Genomic DNA, 20,957 nt, shown 5'->3' with positions numbered 1-20,957 from the left:
GCATCAGGAGAGGCGAGTTAGCACACTCTCTAACTGTTCAAATGGGAAGGGACGGGAGAGAAAATAGCCTTGCGCCGCGAATGCAGGAGAGTTTTGGACATCGCGCCATTCATCTTCAGTTTCCACGCCTTCAACGATGACACCTTTGCAGTAGCGGTTCATCAATTGCAGCAACATAGTGAATAAATTGCGGCCCTCTTCACTGGTGCGCAGCATGATAAACAGGTCACGCGCGACTTTGATGTAGTCGTAGTGCACTTCACTTAATGCTGAAAAGTTGGCGACTCCCGTACCGAAATCATCCAGCCACAGCGGGCCAAATTCGTTCATTCCCGCAAGCGTCACCGCTTGTGGTTGGGTAATGTGTTCAACCAGTTCAAAACGCACCCACGGCATTTTGTTTATCAGGGCCAATATCGGCTGATGATGTTTCATGGCCACAAGCGTAGGGCCATCGACATTCACCGACGCTAAGATGTCATAGCCGAGGAAGATGGATTCCCAACTGCGCAGTAGGTTAAGTTGCTCTTCGATGATCATCAATCGCGTGCGACTTGTGACAGATGAAAAGTAGCGATCGGGCGGAATACGAACGTCCGGCTCATCCTCGTGCGTGACCACCGTCAGGAGTTCTATCGCCATCAATCGACCATCGATTTTATAGATCGGCTGGAAGGTGTACTGCCGCTGGCACTGCATCCAGAATCGCCGTTCCTGCAAACTTTCGACACTCGCCTCAAGCGTATTAAGCCGGTGAGTGATCTGCTTAAACTTCATCATGTGGGTCCTGTTTACTTTGATAACTCGCATGGCTCATCGACAAGTTATCGGCGTAGCGCATGAGAACTTTATGTTCGCTTTCAGTACAACCTCAATGAAAGAGAGTTCGTTCACATTGACAAGAATCTGCCTTAGCTCAAAGTTTTTCGAAACATCGTTTTAAATTGTTTGACTCGTTTTTAACCGACCAGCAAACTAGCGGGAATTTCATTAATTCAGGTTTACTGCTATGCCAACGCGCAAAATCGCCGTCATCGGTGAATGTATGATTGAACTGTCGCAAAAAGGTGCGGAAGTTAGCCGCGGCTTTGGTGGCGACACCCTAAACACGTCTGTTTATATCGCTCGTCAGGTCAATGCTGATGCGCTTGAAGTCCACTACGTTACGGCACTGGGTGAAGATAACTTCAGCCAACAAATGCTGGACGCCTGGCAGCAAGAAAACGTACATACCGAGCTGACACAGCGCCTGGAACACCGTTTACCGGGTCTGTATTACATCGAAACTGATGCGACTGGCGAGCGCACCTTCTACTACTGGCGCAACGAAGCCGCTGCCCGTTTCTGGCTGGAAAGCGATCAAGCGCAAGCAATCTGTGCGGAACTGGCTCAGTTCGACTACGTGTATCTGAGCGGAATTAGCCTGGCGATTCTTAACGCAGCTAGCCGTGAAAAACTGATGGCGTTGCTGGCTCAATGCCGCGCTAACGGTTGCAAGGTTATCTTTGATAACAACTATCGTCCGCGCCTGTGGGCAAGCCGTGAAGAGACACAGCAGGTTTATCAGCAAATGCTTACCTGTACTGATATCGCGTTCCTGACGCTGGATGACGAAGATTTGTTATGGGGTGAGAAGCCGGTTGAAGAAGTTATTCACCGTACTCAAGCTGCGGGCGTGCGTGAAGTGGTTATCAAGCGTGGTGCAGATTCTTGTCTGGTGGCAATTCAGGGTGAATCGCTGTTAGAAGTGCCTGCGGTTAAATTACCGAAAGAAAAAGTGATTGATACCACTGCGGCGGGTGACTCTTTCAGTGCGGGTTATCTGGCGGTGCGTTTGACTGGCGGAAGTGCAGAAGAAGCGGCAAAACGTGGACATTTGACTGCGAGTACTGTGATTCAGTATCGCGGCGCGATTATCCCGAAAGAAGCGATGCCAGGCTAAAACAATCCTCACCCCGACCCTCTCCTTGAAGGAGAGGGAGGGAAAGACGTCCCCTGTTTTGAGTGCGAAAACCGCACTATCCCCTCTCCTGGGGGAGAGGGTTAGGGTGAGGGCGTCCGGTTACTGCGCCGGAGGTGTATCCGCCCCGTCCTGCTTAGGTTCATCCGTTAGCGGCAGCGTTTTACTCGGCACCATCACCTTATCCCACGTCGCTTGCAGATCCTTCATATTGAACTCAGGTTCGCCTTTTGGCTGCAACAGCACCAACGCCATTTCTTGCGACAACTGCTGACGTAAGTCCTGATTCAACGAACTCAGTGTCAGGCTGTTCAGGAAATCCCCACGCAACTTCTGATACTGTTCCGGCGCGATATCAACCACCTGGTTTTGCAACGAACGCATGCGCTGGCTAATCAACACATCGGTATCGGTGCGCGCGTAAGTGGCAAACAGTTTGGCGAGTTCCGCTTTTTTCTGCGCAACTAACCCATCAAACTCTGCCTGCGATAGCCCTTTATCACGAACGTTAACCAGCTCTTTACCCACGTTCGCTAAATTCGCGTTCAGCTTATCGTTTGGTGACTCAAGGTTAATGCCACACTGCGCACGCTGATACAGCACACGGCAATCGAAGCTCAGATTGAGGTCCTTAATGTTCTGCTTGCTGAGGTTCTGCTGCACATGCCAGAACAGCGCCTCACGGGCGAGGTCAGCACGCCAGTAACGCAGCAATGCAGACGATTCACGAATGGGCTGCCATGAGTTATCCCACATTAAAGAGAGACGATCCTGGCTCACGCTGCCGGTCATCAAACTCACAGGCACGCGCTTGAGCGGAGAAAGGGTCGCAACCGGTGCGGGCGTTTCACGTTTGCCTGTAAGAGTGCCAAACGTTTTGTTGATTTGATCGGCAACACTTCGGCTATCTACGTTACCCACCACAATCAACGTCATCGCATCCGGGGTATACCATTTCTTGTAGAACTCGCTCAGTTGTTCAATATCGACTGGCTGCTTGAGATCTTCTGCCGGGTCATGGCCCAACAGCGTGGAACCTTGCAAGCGATAGCGCCACCAGTTGTCTTTGGTGTCCATCGGCCAGGTTGCCACCATATCCTGAGTTTGCAGCGCAACGTTCACCGTATCCTGGGTTACTGACGTTTTACCGGTACTTTCTGAAAGATAAACCAGCGCTTCTTTGAGCAAATCATTGCGGTTATTAGGCAGGCTAAGATTAAACAGCGTGAAGTCATACGAAACTACCGCTGGAGGCAGAGGACGCTGCGGGTCCACACTTTGCTGCCATAGTGAGCGTACCTGCAAGGGTTGCAAGCTACCGCTTTGTGTAAGTGCCAGGCGTGGTAAGAAGTGGCTAAAGCCGCTCTGCTGGGTGGTCTCAGTCAATGAGCCAGTGTTGACCAACAGACGAATCTCAATACGATCGCTTGGGCGCTGAGGTGTGGCCAGGACTTGCCATTGAAAACCATTGGCCAGCGTACCTTGCTGCCAGGCTGGGTCGGGCTGTAGTGCTTCTGCCTGCACATTACTGGCGGCGGCGACCAACAGCAATCCGCCAGCTAAGAGTCGAATTTTGGTGCCCTGCATGTTAACCCCTGGAAAACAATCCTGATTAAAAAGTGTAATGGTGGCAAAAGATTACGAAAAAAAGCCACCGCGGTGATATTTCACCACTCCGTTTGACCGCGTCGAAGCGGAAACGTCACTTTTAAAATGAAAAAAAACGCCAAAGAATTTGGCTCAAGGGTCAATTATGCGCAGTAGCCCACAGCGAGGGCAAGTCGCCGTGGGCAATTGAGGGTGTTAAGAAGAGACTTCGCTCACTTTTTTCGCGGAATTTGGATTATTGAGAGTTTCTGTCAGTTGTTTCTCATCCAACTGTTTCACCCACTTCGCCACAACCACCGTCGCCACACCATTACCGACCAGGTTAGTCAGCGCACGTGCTTCAGACATAAAGCGGTCAATACCGAGAATCAACGCCAGACCCGCGACCGGTAAATGCCCCACCGCTGAAATCGTTGCCGCCAGTACGATGAAACCACTTCCCGTCACACCCGCCGCGCCTTTAGAGGAGAGGAGTAACACCACCAGCAGCGTGATTTGGTGGAAAATATCCATGTGGCTGTTGGTGGCCTGCGCGATAAACACCGCTGCCATGGTGAGATAAATCGAGGTGCCATCAAGGTTAAACGAATACCCGGTCGGGATAACCAGCCCGACAACCGATTTACGGCAACCGAGTTTCTCCATTTTATCGAGCATTCTTGGTAGCGCAGATTCAGACGAGGACGTGCCCAGCACGATCAGCAGCTCTTCTTTGATATAGCGGATAAATTTAAAGATGCTGAAACCCGTCATCCGGGCAATGGAACCCAACACCACCACCACAAACAGAATACAGGTGATGTAGAAGCAGATAATCAACTGGCCAAGCTGGACCAGCGACCCGACGCCATATTTACCGATAGTAAACGCCATGGCACCGAAAGCACCGATTGGCGCAAGGCGCATGATCATATTGATGATGCCGAAAATAACCTGCGAGAAGCTTTCAATGACGTTGAAAATCAGTTGGCCTTTATGGCCCAGACGGTGCAGCGCAAAGCCAAACAGCACCGCAAACAGCAGAACCTGCAGGATATTGCCGCTGGCGAACGCGCCAATCACGCTACCCGGAATAACATCCAGTAAGAATGCGACCACGCCTTGCTGCTGTGCCTGTTCGGTGTACATTGCCACCGCTTTGGCATCAAGCGTTGCAGGGTCAACGTTCATGCCAGCCCCTGGCTGCAACAGGTTTACCACGAGCAAACCAATAATCAGCGCGATGGTGCTGACAACTTCGAAGTAAAGCAGTGCCACAGCGCCTGTACGGCCCACCGCTTTCATGCTTTCCATGCCCGCAATGCCTGTTACGACTGTGCAGAAGATAACCGGCGCGATAATCATTTTAATTAGTTTAACGAATGCGTCGCCGAGCGGTTTCATCTGCGCGCCTAATTCCGGGTAAAAATGACCCAGCAGGATACCGATGGCTATCGCCGTGAGGACCTGGAAGTAGAGGCTTTTAAAAAGAGAGAGTTTCATAGCGTGTCCTTGAGAGGTAGAGATTCCACAGGACCGCGAGAATGGCTATCGGCCTGCGGCACCAAAAATAACACCCACGAAAACACTCAAAAGTGACACAGCGCTTATTTGTAGACAAAATTGTTAAATAATTGAGCTGACTCGCGCCAGCCCAATAACATTTGCAACAACTAATTTACTGCTTTGCGGCAGATAGGTACTTCGAATCAAACTCTTTAAGAGTCAATGCCCTGGAGAAAAGATAACCTTGTGCAAGGGTCACACCTTCGTTTAATAGCCAGTCACACTGCGCCTGATTTTCAATTCCTTCAGCCACCAGTTTCAGGCCCAACGTATTCGCCATGCCGATAATAACCCCTGCCATTGTGTTGTCTTCCGGCAGGCCATCGACAAAGCTCTTATCGAGTTTCAACACATCCACAGGCAGTGATTTCAGGTGATGTAAATGGCGCAGGCTGGCGTAACCCATACCAAAATCATCCAGCGCAATTCGCACCCCAGCTTTGCGTAACGGACGCAAAATACTGACCGCTTTTTTCGGATCATCAATGTTATGACTTTCCGTGACTTCCAGAATTAACATTCCTGGCTGGATACGGTAACGCGCCATCAACTCCAGCAGTGACGCACCCATTTCTTCGTGCAGTAATTGATGTGCCGAGATATTCACACAGAGCGGCATAGTGATGCCCTGGGTTTGCCATCCGGCCAGCACACGGCAAGACTCTTCAAGGATCCAGTTGCCAATGGTGAACATCAAACCACAATCTTCGATACGTTCAATCAAGCCTTCCGGCAACGCCCAGCTACCATCGGATTGCTGCATACGCAGTAACACTTCCGCACCCACCACTTCCCGGGTACGCATGTTGATCTGCGGTTGCAACCAAATCGCGAACTGCTGGTTGTCTAACGCTGCCATTAAATCGTGTTCCTGGGTCAAATGGCGCTGCGCAATGGCCATCTGTTCCGGGTCAAAGAACTGAATCTGATTTTTGCCATGACGACGGGCAGAAAACGCCGCGGAAACCGCACGGCGATACAGCTGTTCTGCCGTCAAACCGCCGTGATACATCGCAATGCCAATACTTGCGGTCGGCTTGAGAGAAATAGAGTGAATGGTCAGTTTTTCGTTGAAAACCGCATTGATTTGCTTCGCCAGAGCCATCGCCTGCCATGCATCCTGCACACCATGCGCAATAATGCCGAAGTCGTACCCGCTAAGTTGAGCCAACACCATCTTAGGTGGCAGAACGCTTTTTATTTTTTCGACCAGTGTCAGCAGCAGCATTTCACGCTGCTCCTCGTTCAGCACACCGGCGCTATCCTGCAAGGTTTCGCTGGCGATCACGATCAGCGCGTTTTTGTTTTCGCTGGCCGTCAGTTGTTCGAGCAACGCCAGTAACAGCGCTTTATTTGGCAACTCGGTCAGGGCATTTCGGGTACTCATCGCGCTCGTTTCTTCATATAAGCGCTGCGACATTTGCTGATTACGGTTATAGCTGCGCACCAGCATACCTATCTCATCATCGTGATGAAGAGGAGGCAAACTGAGTTGATGGCTCGCCGCTTCGTGCGGGCTTAGGCTATCGAGTTCACGGGCTATTTTACGCACTGGGTGAACAATTAAACGGTTTATCGACCAGCTAATCGCAACAGACAAAATCAGCGCCAGCAGTAAATATGTCGTCAGTAAGGTCGAAATTGTACTGATGATGAATTTGTACATCCGCCAGGAGTCCGCTTGCAGCACCAGATAGGCCAGCGGCTGCGGATTTGCCGGGCGTTCCAGTGAATACAGCGGTAACGATATCTGAACCGGAAGTTCAAACAGACGAGTAATCCATACGGGGATCGGGCGCTCTGGCGCAAAGCTCTTACGCAATGCCTGGAATTGGTTTGGCAGCACCACATCCGCCCGGCTGATAATGCCGGAAGGTTGAATCTGATTCAGGATGGACTCTGCCTGAGGAATATCCGCCTTCAGGATAGCTTCAGACAGCGGAATACGCACCGAATGGGCGATTTTCTCCATCTGGCTGGCGGTGTCGTAGCGGCTTTGCTGCACAAAGTGAAAAAGCTGTACCACTATAAAAATGAAAATAAACAGCAAGGCGACGGCTGACACCATCGCCATTTGTTTAATCGTTAATGAACGACTGACTCGCAAACTTACACTCCGCAATGACTAGGCTTACTGGACATATTCTTATGCCCGCTGAGTATACTGCATTGTGAAGCCTTTTAGACCCGAGAAACCGAAAGCGCATTCAACGCTTCAAGTATAACGGTGAGCACTCCTTCCGTATTTTCTGATAACTCATTATTCCAGAAGCGTAAGACTTTCCAGCCTCTTCCCTCCAGCCACTGTGTTCTGCGTTCGTCATAGCGATGATTTTCACCGTGCTGCCCGCCGTCCAGTTCTATGGCGAGCTGTGGTTGGTAACAGGCGAAGTCGAGAATAAACGGGCCAACGGGATGTTGCCGCCTGAATTTATAATCCGCAAAACGGCGGTTTCTCAACAGGTACCACAGAAGCTGTTCTTCAGGCGTCATCGTTTGACGCAGAGTTTTAGCGTAGGTTTTTAGTTTTTTATTCATTGCTGAATAGTGGTGATTTTTAGGCGGGTTGTCAGAGTTAGGGGGGAATTTTGGAAAGTGCCTCGGGAAAAATCACCCTCATCCCGGCCTTCTCCCGGAGGGAGAAGGAGAAAACCGTAGTATTCCCTCTCCTGGGGGAGAGGGTTAGGGTGAGGGCCATCCTGACAAACCCGCAATCACTTTGCCGCCAGCGCCACCAGCATTTTCAAACTCGCAGAATAATAATCTTCCTGAGCCGTAATTTGAGGAGCCGCCACATTCGCAGGCTGGAGTACCAAATCCCGCACTGCCAGTAGCCCGCCATCCATCATGTACGGTGCGGTATCACCCGTGGTGACATTCACCCATGCTGGCGTTTTGTCACGTGGGTAACGTCCCCACCAGGTTTTATAGGCCTGCAACTCAGGGCTGTTGTGATTAAACCAGTACACATACAACGGAACACGGATTGCGTCGTAACTAAAACGAGCAGGCCACTGTTTTGCCGGAACGGTACGGCCATCGGAATAGAGCGAAACCCAGTCAGACGGGAGTTGTGGGTTACCAAAGTGCATTTTGCCCAGCAACTTCTGCCCATCATTAATCAAATCCCGCCACACCGTTAAATGGCTGCGGTCAGCGAAATCCTGCCAGGCCGGGAAGATAAAATAGGACGGGTTCAGATTCACGTAGCTATTAAGGTTAAAACCTTTTGCGCCAGGCAGCATCACCTGTAAACCCGCAAAACGCACCACGTTATGAGCGACCAGCGCCTTCGCGATCGCATCTGATTCTTTGAGATAATCCGGGTTCTGCCACTTGTTACCCGCTTTTAACAGCGCCCACGCGATAAACGTATCGCCATCGGTGGCGTTATTTTTATCGGTGATCGGTTGGGCTTCGACTGGGTTATAACGCCAATAGAACAGACCGTTTTCGGGGTTTTGCAGCGTTTTTCGCGTCCAGTTCCACATCTTGTCGAAGCTGTCACGATCGTCGTTGGCCACGGCCATCATCATGGCAAAACCCTGGCCTTCGGTATGGCTGACGCTTTTATTGCCGGTATCGACAATGCGGCCATCGGGCATTAAAAAACGGGATTTATAGCTGTCCCATGCCGTGTCAGCCAGCGCTTGCTGGCTGAAGATCAAGGCAATAATTGCCACTATCAGCGTTTTGCATCGCTGCAACATCAAAGCACCTCATCGACTATTTTGATATCGAAAGTGTACCACTGTTGCTGACGGTGAAGACTCGCGCCACAGCGACACATGCGGTTTGCCGCCCTGATCGCGTAACCAACGGGCGTATATTCCTTCCAGAACGGCGCTGAAGGCGTTATTCCAGGAAGCCTGCTGCGCTTCGTCTGCGGGAACAGGCAAAGCCATGTGGCGAATGAGCATCGCCGTTTCGCTGGCTTCAATATCAATATAGCCCCAGTTGAAACGGGCAAGCTGAAGATTTATCTGCGATTCGAGTTCGCCCACAGTTCGCGCTAATGCTAATGGGTGACGCGCGGCCAGCGTCTCACCCATTTGTATCAGAAACGGGCGGCTTTCCGCTTCACCCGCATTCGCCACCATGCTATCAATCATGATGTGGAGCAAAGAGAACCAGCCCGGTTGTGTCTGCTGATTTTGAAAGTACTGCAATAACTGCGCGTCATTCATGATTAATTATTCCCTAGCAGATAACGGAAGTAGAGTTGCGCGGTACTTTCGTTGTAATCACCAAAGGTGTCATAGCCGACCTGCCCACCAATTCGCATGTCTTTGTTAACTTTGTAATCAGCCCCGGCTCGCAAGTTATAACCCATACCATTTTTGCTACTGCCGCTATACCACGCCTCTTTAGCAAAACCGTTGGCGACATAGTTTTCCAGTTGCGCTTGCATCGCTGAATCAGTCGGGAAGTACGGGCTTGCATTCTGGCTATACGACTGATAACCCACGGATGCGCCAACCGACATATCCCAGTTATCAAACTTCTGCGTGTAATCCACCGGGAAGGAAACGCTGATGTAATCCTGCGGGCTAAAGTAGCCACCTTGCCCATAGCTGAAGTAGCTGAGGTTTTTCGAGAAGTCCATGTAACTCATGCTGATACCGGTTTTCAGTTCACGGTCATCAGCACGGTATGGGCGAAGGTAAACGCCAGCATTACCCGTGACGTTGCCGTTACTCGGCACGTTTTCGCCAATGTAGTTATACAAACCTACGCCCGCGTAGAAACCTGCATCACCGTCGTCGTAGCTCAGTTGAGCGTTACCGCCGTTTTTAGTGACCTGGCCCCATTTCTTACCGCTGTATTTGTCTTCCACACCAACGTAAGACAGCAAGCTATCGACCACGGCACGACGTTCACCCGTCAAAATTAACTTCAGGTAATCGGTCAGTTGTGGCGACCACTGCACACCGCCGACGACGGTATTCAAATCCTGACCCAGTGGTGTAGAACCCACATCCAGCTTGTACTGTTCGCCCGTTAATGCCATCCCAACTTCCACACCCGCAGCGCTTTGCGAGCCCTGAGAAGGCACGGTTATCTTGTCGATATTTGGCAACTCCGGCGGTGTCGTCGTCGAGGCGTTATACAACTCCTGCGCCACCTGCCCCTGAATCAAGGCACCCGTACCAAAACGACGACTGGTTTCGTCAGACGAACTCCCGGCATTCAGGCTGATTGGCGTCACATTGAGATCCAAACGTGAGTCGCCAAACGGAACCGTTGACCATTGCAGTGGCGCTTTGATTTCAGTGAGTTCGCTCAGGCCACTTTCGCCATCACGACCACGAACCGCCACGGCTCCTCGCGCCCAGGTCGCAGTTTTTTCCGTCAGTTGCTCCATCATGTTATCCACCTGGCGCAACGTGCCCGCTTGTGCCGTTTCAACCGGCAGATCGGTACGCGTAGTGCCCGGAGGTGCAGTTTGTGGGTTACGAGCCAGTTGAGCGACTTGCCACGGCATTGCCTCGCCATACAGCGAATTGGATGCCGTTTGCGGGGCGACGGTATTTTTCGGAGTAAACGGGTTATCCGCCAACGCCAGACCACCCATCGTTGGTGCGGTGTCGCCACTCGTTCCTTGCAGGCCGACCAGTTTCCCACGCGCGGTACGCAAATAACTCATGGCCTGCTGGTGATTACCATCGGCCTCCGCAACTCGCGCCAGAAGCAGCAAGCGATCCGGTGTTTCATCGTTACGCAATCCGGCGGTTAACTGTTTAGCTTTATCAACGTCTTTATTGGCAAGAGCGACATCAATCGCCCCTGCCCGTGCATCTTGCTGCGGCGTGTCACGCGTCATCAGGTAGTCGTAAACCACGCCCGCTTCTTTGTTCATTTTGCCGGACTGATACAAACGCGCCATGGCAAACATCAGGTCGGTGTTTTGCGGGTCGTTTTGCATCGCACGGATCAGTTTGTCGTACGCCGCCGCATAATTACCCTGCGTGCGCAGCTGATCGGCTTCGTTGATCACGTAGCCATTGCGGACACTGGCCAGTTGCGTTGGTGTGCTGCGCGACTGCAATTCAGGGCTCGCTAGGAATGCCTGGGCTTCGCGCCCCAGACCTGCCTGGTTCAGCACGGCTATCTGGTCACCATAATCGCCAGCATTGCCTTGCACACCACGACGCATGTTGTCGCGCACGATCGTCACAGCCGTAGTGACATCACCGGTTTGCGCTAGCATTTTCGCCAGTTTACCGGCGTCTGCTGGGCTTTGTGGTGGGCGCATCGCCAATGCTTTTAGGGTATTAGACGCAGCGACGGTATCACCCTGCGCCAGGTAGCGTTCCGCGACCGACATTTGCAAATTGTAGTTCACGCGTGCCGCCAGGCTGCGCATGTCGCTGGTCTGGCTGGCGGCGGGAATGCGCGACAGCAACGTTTGTGATTGCTGCCAGGCATTATTTTCACTGGCAAACAGCGCTCCGGCATACAGTTCGGTATTGGAGGCATTTGGCCGGAATGACGGCGCCATGACGTTAGTGGCTTCGTCGCGGCGTCCCTGTTTCTGAAGCTGGCGGGCTAAATCAAGGCGCAACCACGGATCGGATGGGTAACGCGCGACACCCTGCTGCAAAATATCGATGGCTTGCTGCGGATTGCCATTTGCCGCAGCCTGCTGTGCCTGACGGCGTACCGGATCGGCAGGATTACCGCCAGATACACGGGGCTGCAATTTCGCCTGCAAGCTGGCGGGTAAAGTTTGCAGCATCGCCTGGGCTTCAGCGGTTTTGTTCTGCTCGCGTAACACGTAGTAGAGGTTTTCACGCGCAGCACCGTTATTCGGTTGCTCCGCCAGAATGCCGCGTAAAGACTGCTCGGCGGCGGCGTAATCTTTATTGTGGCGCTGAACATCCGCACGGAATAATTTTGCCGACGTTCCACGCTCGCCGCTTTGTTGGGCAAGTGGCGCACTGAGCGCCAGTGCCTGGCTAATATTGCCCTGTTTATAGGCCGCCTGAGCGCTCGCCAGTTGCCCGTAGAACTGAGCATCATCGGCTTGTTGTTTGCGCTCATCGGACTGATCGCCACCGAGATTCGCAGCACGATTTAAATATTCAGCCGCGGCAGTGTAATCACCTTTACGCTGCGCGATATAACCCATCCCGGCCAGCGCATCAGCGTCTTGTGGGTTGGTTTGCAACACCTGTTCAAACTGCGTTTTCGCCGCTTCGGTGTTGCCGCTGTTCAGCGCGTTAAAACCTTCGCCTTTCGCCGCACCGCCAATATTTTTACGGAAGTAGTCTTGTACAACCGTATCTTTCGGATGGCGTTGCAAGAAGGTTTGATAATAGGGCTCGTCGCTCGAAGTTGGCCCAAGCCATAACAACGCCTGACGCAAGGCTTTATCCGCTTCCTGATTCCCGCTCGCCATATTTTGCAGGATGTCCATACCTTCGCGGCGCGTGCCTTCCTGATAGGTCAGCACTTTACCCAGCGCGATGCGTCCGCCGTTATCCTGCGGGTTTTGCGCCGTAAACTGGCGCAAGCCTGCCACGGCCTGCGGATAGAGCGATTTATCGCCCGCCATCGTCAGATAATATTCTGGCGCAAGGCTTGGCGGTGGCTGGTCGCCATTAAATAAACTGCGCCAGGTGGCGAGGGCGGCGGGAATATTGCCGCTTCGCGCTTGCTGGCGTGCTAAATCCAGTTGTCCACGCGGAATTTGCTGAATTTGTTTAGCGTTATCCAGCGCCTGCAAATTGCCATCTTGCGGTGAAACTGACGCCAGGCGCTCGCGCCATTGTGCCGCACCTTTGATGTCCCCGGCCTGCTGCGACCACAGCGCCATCAGGTACAACGCCTGAGCATTGTTGGCATCGACCATCAACACTTTTTGCAGCGCTTCTTTTGCCAGCTCGTCATGTGACTTTTCATGCCAGTAATTGGCCTGGTCGAACAACGCTTTTAGCGCCGGATTGTTTTCCGCAGCCTGAGCGCCAAACGTCAGGCCGCCAAAGAAGCACAGCGTTAACAAGCGACGGGCGGTTTTCTTTTTATGATGCATAGTTTTATGATTCATTGAGCACCACCTTTACTTACCATCATCCTGAGGATTAAGACGTTTGCGCGCGCGTTTTTTCAGTAAGGCATACAGGCTCAGGCCAATCACTGAGGCGAACAACAAACATAAAACGGCCATAAATGCAGAATGCTGGTTGGCATACCAGACCACCATCATGTACCACGGCATTTGACCACTCGGGAACTGCTGGCCGACGCGGAAACTGCGCACACCGTTTTCATCGGTAATGATCGCGACGTCACCACGAATACCGGCGTTTATCCGCGCCGAGCTTAAGTCGGTCTGAAGCCGCGAAAGCTGTTCATCCGTGGTGCCAATCGCCATCACCACCACGCGTGCCGGGTTCCACGGCGCGCGGAAACTCACAAACCCACGCCACGCTTCGTTAGATGAGAAGTAGCGGTCAGCGCCAACCCCCGTTGAGCCCCAATCGCCCTCTATCCAGTTTTGTATTTTTTGCCAGATAGATTTTTCACGGACACCAAATGAATGCTCGTTGCTGGTAAAGGGTGACTGAGCCAGCAGTGCGCGGTTAAACGCGCTTTGATTGAGGGTGGAAACCGCCAGTACGTGGCTGTTTTCCAGACGTTGCATATTTCCGCCACCCGTCGGTAGACCAAACATCACCGCGTTATTGTTCAGCGATGTGCCCGTCGCATTCCCCGAACGCGCCGCCATATTCAAAAGCGTGCTGATTTCAGCCTCGCCAGGGTTTTCAGGCAACAACAGAACCGTATGCGAGTAGTCGGCGAAGCGGGAGAACGGGAACGACGCACCAACAAAGTAAGAAAGGTTTGGCAGCAGCGAGAAGTGGCGCGTTTTGCTCAAATCGATCCACGAATTTTCGTCGATACGGCTCTTAATATTGTTATTAAGCAGCACGTTACACGGTGCGGACTCTTTGGTTTCGATGTTGAAATACAGTGATAACTGGTTATCGCCGTAAATTAGATAAGGTTGCAGCGCGAGGTTATAACTTTCCTGGCGCGCATCGCCGCCCACTTTACGCCAAAGCGTTTCCAGTGCGCCGAGTTTGTTCACCGGCAGGTTGCTGAGGAACGTGCCGTTGAAGGTCATGGAAAGGAAAGAGCGATCTTCGTCTATCCAGTTTTCCGTCGGGAAGCGATAGCCGATTTTCATCGGGATCGTACCGCCATCCCACAAGAACAGATCCGGTGCCGCCCGGAAGGCTACGGTTAACGGCTCGTGCCAGATACCCGTTGCGGTCAGGCTTTGGTCTTTACGCATCAGCTCGGTTAAGCGCACCGGGCGTTCGGTGGTGATCCAACGCGGTGCGTCATACGCCAGGCTTACTGGAATATTCTGGTTTTCAACGGTGGTACTGGCGGTCTGGAGAGTAAATTTCCCCTGCGTTAAACGCCAGGCTGCAGCGCGCAATTGCTGATCGGAATTCCCGACCACCAACAGCAGCTTATAAACCGGATTGCCTGGGTTATCGATAATTTGCAGCATCGGTTTTTGCGTTTCAGGCAGCGTCAGACCACCAATTTGCTCGCCTGGTTTGCCAAACAAAATGCCGTTCTTCTCAGGCAGTTTGTCGTTCAACGCGTTAAAGGAGATGCCGCGATAATCCGCCTCGATGCCCAACCAGGATGCAACCAATGCCGCCGCACTCACTTGTTCTGGCTGCGTTTTTGCCGGGAAGGCAAACGCTACAGAAGCAGGCGTCATCTGCATTGAGTCAAAGAACGGGCGTGGAAATTGGCTGAGATCTGCGCCGATATTCAGCTGCTGCCCTTCCAGATCCAACCGCGTGTTCGGCATGATGGTGACCTGGTATTTATCCGACAGGTCACGCAAGCAGAGTAACGCATCACCATCGTTGATTTTAAAGCTGATGTTGTTGCTCGACACCACCATCGCCGCCGGGATTTCCAGCTGATAGTTGGAAACATCACTGTCGGCAGAACCCAGTGGAACGGTTCCCAATGGCTGACCGTTCATCATCAGTTGCAATGTCGTATTTCGTGCCGCCATCGCCGGAGACACTTTCAGGTTCAGGAACAGCTGCGCGTTGGTGATGACCTGATCGGATGGCAAAGTAAAATCAATACCCGCCTGCAACTGGCCGCCGCTGAGCATGACGCCGTTCGGCTGGCCCATTTGCGCCACGGTAATACTGCTCACACTCCCCGGCACGATAATCGAAGGTGCAGGCGTTGCCACGACCGGAACGGCAGGTACCGTTTCTGGTACAGGCGTTGGTTCCTGGCCCGGTGCCGGTAAATCTATCGGAAGAAGCGACTCCACCGTGGTGGCCTCTTCGGCCATCACCGGTGTTGTTAAAACGCTTAACGCAAGCAACAACTGGCAAACTTTAAAGGTCATCCGTTTCATACCACGTTGTCCTCACCGGTACTTTCCATGCGCTTTGCCTCTTCCTGACGCAAACGGCGGTTTTCGCGGCGCGATTTAAACGTCAGCCAGAACAAATCAAACACACAGCGAATAATGATAAGCAGGGAACGGAACGGGTTGTCCTGCGGTTTTGGCGGGTGAATCCAGGCGTCAGCACGTGCCAGCACCACGCGCACCAGTTCACGGCGGCGGTCCAGTGGGATCTCTTCAAACATCAGGCGAATCGCCTGTTCGTCGTAAGAGATCATTTGCACGGGAATACTGATAGAACCGGATTTCAACTGCAGCTCGATTTCTTCAATCTCGTCTGTGAGATGGCGGTCGTCCGGCACCGCAATTCGGCTGCCACCCATGGACAAATCGAGCGTATGGCTGCGTGAGGAGATACCGCTGGCGTAATGAATAATCACCGGGATATCGACCTCAATACGAATGGTTTTTCGCGTCTGCCGCGTTTCACGGGCGACCGCGATTGCCGCCAGTAAGAACACCAGGCTATATAAGCCCCAGCCAACGTTCAGCGCGATAACGTTAGGGTCGACATCAAAGTAGTCATGGGCAAAGGCGCGCACAATCCCGGCGGTGACACCGACCGCCAGTAAAACTGCCACGATCAAATGGGGGCGAACCACGCTGAAATCGAAGTACCCGACGTCCAGCAACGCGCCTTTATCGGTCACGTTGAACTTGCCACGTTTCGGGAACAACATCGTGACCGCCGTTGGCAGAACCAGGTGGAAAGCCATCACCATGTCGTAAATCTCACCCCAGAAACTGTAGCGGTAGCGCCCGTTCATGCGCGAGTTGAGGTAAATACTCAGGATCAGGTGTGGCAGAGCGTAAGCAAAAATCAGGCTGGCTGACGAGTGGATGATGTTCAGGTTAAACAGCAAATAGGCCAGCGGTGCGGTCACGAACGCCACACGCGGCAAGGCAAATTGGAAATAGAGCATTGCGTTGAGGTAACACAGGCGCTGCTGCCATTTCAGGCCACGACCGAATAACGGGTTATCGAGACGGAAGATTTGCGTCATACCGCGCGCCCAACGGGTTCGCTGGATAACGTGCAGAACCAGACGCTCAGTCGCAAGCCCTGCCGCCAGAGGAATATCAAGGAACGCAGATTTCCAGCCAAGGCGCTGCATTTTCAGCGCGGTGTGCGCATCTTCGGTCACGGTTTCTACCGCAAAACCGCCAATTTCTTCCAACGCACTGCGGCGAATAACCGCACAGGAACCGCAGAAGAAAGTTGCGTTCCAGTTATCATTCCCTTGCTGGATTGGCCCGTAGAACAACGCGCCTTCGTTAGGAATATTTTTGCCGCCCGACAAGTTACGCTCAAAAGGATCGGGTGAGTAGAAGTAGTGCGGGGTCTGCAACAACGCCAGTTTCGGGTCTTGCAAGAACGCGCCCACCGTAGCTTGCAGGAAGATGCGAGTGGCAACGTGGTCGCAGTCAAAGACGCAAATCAGTTCGCCTTTGGTGAGTTTCATGGCGTGGTTTAGATTACCGGCTTTGGCGTGCGAGTTATCATTGCGCGTGATGTAACCCACGCCAACATCCGCCGCGAAAACGGCAAACTCGCGCCGCTTGCCGTCATCGAGCAGGTAGATTTTGATTTTATCGCGTGGATAGTCGATACATTGCGCGGCAAGTACCGTATCGCGCACCACTTCAAGGCTTTCGTTATAGCTGGGTATGTAAACATCAACCGTCGGCCAGGTTGAGGTATCTTCCGGCAACGGCACAATTCCCCTTTTTAATGGGAACGCGGTTTGCAGATAACTCAATAATAAGACAACCCAGACATACAATTCGGCTAAAAATAACCCTATTCCTAAAATGGCTTCTATTTCGGAATTAAAGTGCAGGGTTTGCGTTGCGCGGAAATAAATATATCTCGTCGACATCAGCACCGCGACAATCATCATGATTATCGACACGCTGTGCTTTTTGCTGAAGCCCAGGATAAACATAAAGGCGAGACTGATAAAGCCAAAAATATACTGCTTCTGGCTGTCCATAGGCGTAATGATGATAAGCACTGCTATGGGTGCCAGGACCAATAGCAGTAAATAAAACAGGACCTTTTTCATAGGACATCCCGGATGATTGTCAGAAATTCGAAGTTCTCAAGGCGGCATGTACCGCGCCATCACCAATTTTTATGCCGAGAACACCCGCAACTCTTTTACTGATCAGTTCAATATCAAAAGCCGCAGCAGAGGCCGGGCTAAAATCGAATATTGATTGCTGAGACGCGTTGGCTTCCGCCACACTTTCGTCGCGGTTAATAACCCCAAGCAAACGATCGCCAAGACGCTGTTGCATAAACGCCGTGACATCGCGACTAATATGGCGGCGGTTATCACTTTGGTTGAGGATAAAATAATATCCGGCTTTATTGTTCAGCGGTTCGCCAATCAGACGGTGATTTTCAATATGCGGCAGCAATGACAGCGAAGCGGTATCTGCCATCATGGTCACCAGATGCAAATCAGCCAAACGCGATACCGCTTTCAGCGCCGGATTAGGGCCCGGGGGGAAATCAGCAATGATCACAAGGCCTGGGTAGTTAAGTAAGGTACTTAATCCACGCATCAGGAAATGGCTGTCGGTGCTCAAGCGGTGCTCAAACTCCATCCGCTGCTCTTCGGTGACATCGCCATATGGCAGCACGAACAAATTGCTACCGGCAGTCAGCACGGACTGGCTCCAGTCAGCGGATTCGATGGCTTTTGCCACATAGCCACGGCCATCCGATAAAGGCACCCCAAAATGCAAGCGCAACGCATTTTGCACATCGAAATCAATGGCTAATACTTTGCTACCCGCGCGAGCCAACGCATATGCCAAATTGGCGGTAACCGTGGTTTTTCCTACTCCGCCTTTTGGCGAGCAAACACACACTAGCGGCATGACGCAATCATCTCCAGCAACGGTTGCAGCGGTAAGTCTTTAGCGGGATGATTCCGCGCCGTGTTCCCTTTGGCTGCGAACAGTTTGTCAAAACGCACAGGTTCAGTTTTTACCGGTGCAGAGGCCTGCGGCGCTGCGATAGCGGCAGGTTTCACGGTTTCTTTTAGCGGTTCTTTTGTTGGTTCTTTTAACGATTCAATAATGGATTCTGGTTGCGCCACTACCGGTGCAAGTTGTTCAAACAACGTCGCAGTGGTGTGATGACTTTGCTCAGGCTGGAAAACCTCGGCTTTAGCTTCTGGCAGCGCGCTGTGCAAGCTATCCAGAATAGACCCTTGAGACGCCGAGTTGCTGATAGGTTGCGCCACCAATGGCCTGAAATGGCTGGCATCAAACTCATCAGCCTTTACCGCTTGCGGAACGGGCACTGCGATACTGCCTGCGTGGGAAAGCACAGAAGCTTCACCTTCAGTATTCATTAACTGTTTGATTATCGCCCAGTTGCTGGCATCTGACTGTTGGCTTTGCGCAGACATATCTTTGAAGTCGATAGCGCCAGTGCGGGTCTTATCCTTGAATCGCTGCAAATCATCGTAGTTTTTCATTGCGACACTCATGATTTATAAGACGTTTCGATTTAGTGCATGAATATACTTAAAGCATATAACATTACTATTAGTGCGTCTTCACTGATAATAATTTTGCCTTATTGACATCATGTATTTTTATTAATTTCCATGCGTTATAATTGCTGTTTTTATTATTAGCGTTTGAAATAAAACGATGGTATTTCAAGCCAATATATAGGCACCCACGGCCCCGGCTCCATCTTTTTTTCTTATGAATTGGCATCTAAGCACGAAGATAGCTGGATTTATGATTAAGCGCTATTTAATACCAACCCATAAAAAGTAGCAGATCCTTTTTGTGATTTCACACACAGAAATCATATTCCATGGATTCTGATATTTCGCGAAGATAATTAACATCATTAGATTCATGAATGCTTTCGGTTCAACTTTGCGGGTGAGTAGCATTATCGAGCTGTTCGTAAAGTCTCTGACTCAAAGCCGCTAATTCGTCATTTTCGGTGTCGGATTTTACTAAGCTAAGGCAGACCCTTTCCACGATGACTTTAGGCTCTGGATGCAATCGAGCAGGCCTTGAGCATCAAGGTCATCTTCATCGAGTAAGTCAGGATCAGCGCAGTAAGAATCTACAGCAGAGAAAACCGAGTCAAAATAACGCTGTGTATCTTTGTCTGTAGATTTTGGTACATCGGAGTCTCTGTATTCACGCCATGATATTGAATATCTGCTCTCAAATTCTGGTGCTGCCAGATCGCCAGAAATGAACGAGTCGATCAGAGTTAAAATAGCTAATTCGCTTTGATTAAAAGACATTGCCTTCACCTCTTAAATCGGAAATTTGAGTCTCAGATAGTTTCCATCCAGAGATGAAACTGCCATCTGGTTTAGTCATTACATTAAGTTTAGTTTCAGGGTTGTAGTAGTGGTATACATCCTGACGCCATCGATATTTACCTGAAATTTTCTGTGTTAGTGGATCATCAATGTGCTCTTTGAGCGATTGCGCGAATAACTCCAAACCTACAGGATTTTGATTGCCTAAAATGCCGAAATCTACAGCATGTTTGAATTTTTTTTGTAGCTGTCTGGCATCAAAGCTAACAAACGCTGATGGTGATGGCTTAAGTGTTTTTGATAAAACAGAAAGTTCTTCTATCTTGCTCACTACTCCCATGCGCCCCATTGTTAGCCCAGCAACAACAGAGGCACCTGTAATGAGCAATCCTTTGTTATCGATTACCTGGTCATAGCCTGCTGGCGCATCACCTCCGAGCTGCTCGGCTGTTTTACGGAACTCCTCAATATTTCCGTTGTAGATGCCGCCCGCAGCCAGCAACCGACCTACGGCCTTGCTATTAATGGTTTGAAGCGGTTTTTCAGCCTGCAAGGCAGGGCTGTGTGGACTAAACAGACGATTGTAATCAGCAGGGAATGCGAGGTAGCTGAATTCAGTGCTCGCCGTCAGATGCTTGCATAGAATGTAGTCATAGCGTACCGAGACTACTTCTGTATCAAGGTTGTTATTCGAGACATTCACATTGATGGAAGTCAGCGAAGCCCCGCGTAGCTCGATACTGTAATACTTCTCCCACGCCCCGTATCGGCTTATTCGATAGAAGTTGAATTCGAGAGCAAGCTTCTCGTTATTCGTAATTGCTGTAGTCAGTAATGGGCTACTTTTGTCTATTAACTTGGTGAAATTCAGCCCCTGTAAATTAATCCCGTTACCCGTTCCGGTAATAGTATTGGACAAGCTGAATGCAAATATCTCGTTCTCGTGTCCCAGTTGAAACCGATTACCTATTGAGTCTTCAGTCCCGCAACCAGCTGAAATATCCCCTTTGCCGTTCACCGCGCATTTTTAGATAAATAATGTCGCTCATTCCATTTTGTCCATTCCATG

15 protein-coding genes and 1 pseudogene are annotated in these 20,957 nt (G+C 51.3%); 1 reads left to right on the top strand and 15 read right to left on the bottom strand.

The window, feature by feature from the left end:
- Positions 1-3: 3 nt before the first annotated feature.
- Positions 4-777, bottom strand: coding sequence for a cyclic-guanylate-specific phosphodiesterase (gene pdeH / locus OH773_RS00290; protein ID WP_270146009.1), 774 nt, complete (start codon positions 775-777; stop codon positions 4-6).
- Positions 778-1,009: 232 nt separating this feature from the next.
- On the opposite strand from pdeH, the gene OH773_RS00285 reads away from it, so the two are divergent.
- Entirely contained in the window at positions 1,010-1,942 is a 933-nt protein-coding gene (locus OH773_RS00285) for a sugar kinase (RefSeq protein ID WP_270141964.1), read from the top strand.
- A gap of 120 nt (positions 1,943-2,062) precedes the next feature.
- Here the strand turns inward: OH773_RS00285 and OH773_RS00280 are convergent, their stop codons facing one another.
- The 14 genes and pseudogenes from OH773_RS00280 to tssD all read right to left on the bottom strand — a co-directional run.
- Positions 2,063-3,547, bottom strand: coding sequence for a M16 family metallopeptidase (locus tag OH773_RS00280; protein ID WP_270141962.1), 1,485 nt, complete (start codon positions 3,545-3,547; stop codon positions 2,063-2,065).
- Positions 3,548-3,763: 216 nt separating this feature from the next.
- Positions 3,764-5,050 carry a dicarboxylate/amino acid:cation symporter gene (locus tag OH773_RS00275; protein ID WP_270141960.1) on the bottom strand — a complete coding sequence of 429 codons (1,287 nt, stop codon included), beginning with the start codon at positions 5,048-5,050 and terminating at the stop codon, positions 3,764-3,766.
- 175 nt (positions 5,051-5,225) lie between these two features.
- Complete coding sequence (gene hmsP / locus OH773_RS00270) at positions 5,226-7,220, bottom strand: biofilm formation regulator HmsP (protein WP_270141957.1); 1,995 nt, start codon at positions 7,218-7,220, stop codon at positions 5,226-5,228.
- A gap of 74 nt (positions 7,221-7,294) precedes the next feature.
- On the bottom strand, positions 7,295-7,651 hold the full coding sequence (locus OH773_RS00265; protein WP_270141955.1) for an endonuclease domain-containing protein: 357 nt from the start codon (positions 7,649-7,651) through the stop codon (positions 7,295-7,297).
- A 176-nt stretch (positions 7,652-7,827) separates the two neighbouring features.
- Complete coding sequence (locus tag OH773_RS00260) at positions 7,828-8,823, bottom strand: glycosyl hydrolase family 8 (RefSeq protein WP_270141952.1); 996 nt, start codon at positions 8,821-8,823, stop codon at positions 7,828-7,830.
- Positions 8,824-8,832: 9 nt separating this feature from the next.
- On the bottom strand, positions 8,833-9,300 hold the full coding sequence (bcsD, locus tag OH773_RS00255; protein WP_270141950.1) for a cellulose biosynthesis protein BcsD: 468 nt from the start codon (positions 9,298-9,300) through the stop codon (positions 8,833-8,835).
- A 2-nt stretch (positions 9,301-9,302) separates the two neighbouring features.
- A complete protein-coding gene (locus OH773_RS00250) occupies positions 9,303-13,163 on the bottom strand; it encodes a cellulose biosynthesis protein BcsC (RefSeq protein WP_270141948.1) in 3,861 nt (1,286 codons plus the stop codon).
- A 12-nt stretch (positions 13,164-13,175) separates the two neighbouring features.
- Positions 13,176-15,524 carry a cellulose biosynthesis cyclic di-GMP-binding regulatory protein BcsB gene (gene bcsB / locus OH773_RS00245; RefSeq protein WP_270141946.1) on the bottom strand — a complete coding sequence of 783 codons (2,349 nt, stop codon included), beginning with the start codon at positions 15,522-15,524 and terminating at the stop codon, positions 13,176-13,178.
- Positions 15,521-17,641 (bottom strand): UDP-forming cellulose synthase catalytic subunit, encoded by a 2,121-nt coding sequence (gene bcsA / locus OH773_RS00240; RefSeq protein ID WP_270141944.1) that lies wholly within the window; start codon positions 17,639-17,641, stop codon positions 15,521-15,523. The genes bcsB and bcsA overlap by 4 nt, the downstream gene beginning before the upstream one ends.
- 19 nt (positions 17,642-17,660) lie before the next feature.
- Positions 17,661-18,464 (bottom strand): cellulose biosynthesis protein BcsQ, encoded by an 804-nt coding sequence (gene bcsQ, locus OH773_RS00235; RefSeq protein WP_270141942.1) that lies wholly within the window; start codon positions 18,462-18,464, stop codon positions 17,661-17,663.
- On the bottom strand, positions 18,455-19,069 hold the full coding sequence (gene bcsO / locus OH773_RS00230) for a cellulose biosynthesis protein BcsO (RefSeq protein WP_270141939.1): 615 nt from the start codon (positions 19,067-19,069) through the stop codon (positions 18,455-18,457). Before bcsO ends, bcsQ begins: the two co-directional genes overlap by 10 nt.
- 498 nt (positions 19,070-19,567) lie before the next feature.
- Positions 19,568-19,867 carry a colicin immunity domain-containing protein gene (locus OH773_RS00225; protein WP_270141937.1) on the bottom strand — a complete coding sequence of 100 codons (300 nt, stop codon included), beginning with the start codon at positions 19,865-19,867 and terminating at the stop codon, positions 19,568-19,570.
- Positions 19,857-20,228: a colicin D domain-containing protein gene (locus OH773_RS00220; protein WP_270146007.1), complete on the bottom strand. Its 372-nt coding sequence runs from the start codon at positions 20,226-20,228 to the stop codon at positions 19,857-19,859. Before OH773_RS00220 ends, OH773_RS00225 begins: the two co-directional genes overlap by 11 nt.
- Positions 20,226-20,937: pseudogene (gene tssD, locus OH773_RS00215) on the bottom strand (type VI secretion system tube protein TssD); the annotation flags it as partial. The gene OH773_RS00220 and the pseudogene tssD, both read right to left, overlap by 3 nt.
- Between the last annotated feature and the right edge of the window lie 20 nt (positions 20,938-20,957).

Origin of the sequence: Buttiauxella sp. WJP83 (genome assembly GCF_027594725.1) — a bacterium.
In the GTDB taxonomy this organism is placed as follows: domain Bacteria; phylum Pseudomonadota; class Gammaproteobacteria; order Enterobacterales; family Enterobacteriaceae; genus Buttiauxella; species Buttiauxella selenatireducens.
Note: the sequence above shows the minus strand (reverse complement) of the source record. Positions and strands in the feature narration are given on the sequence as shown.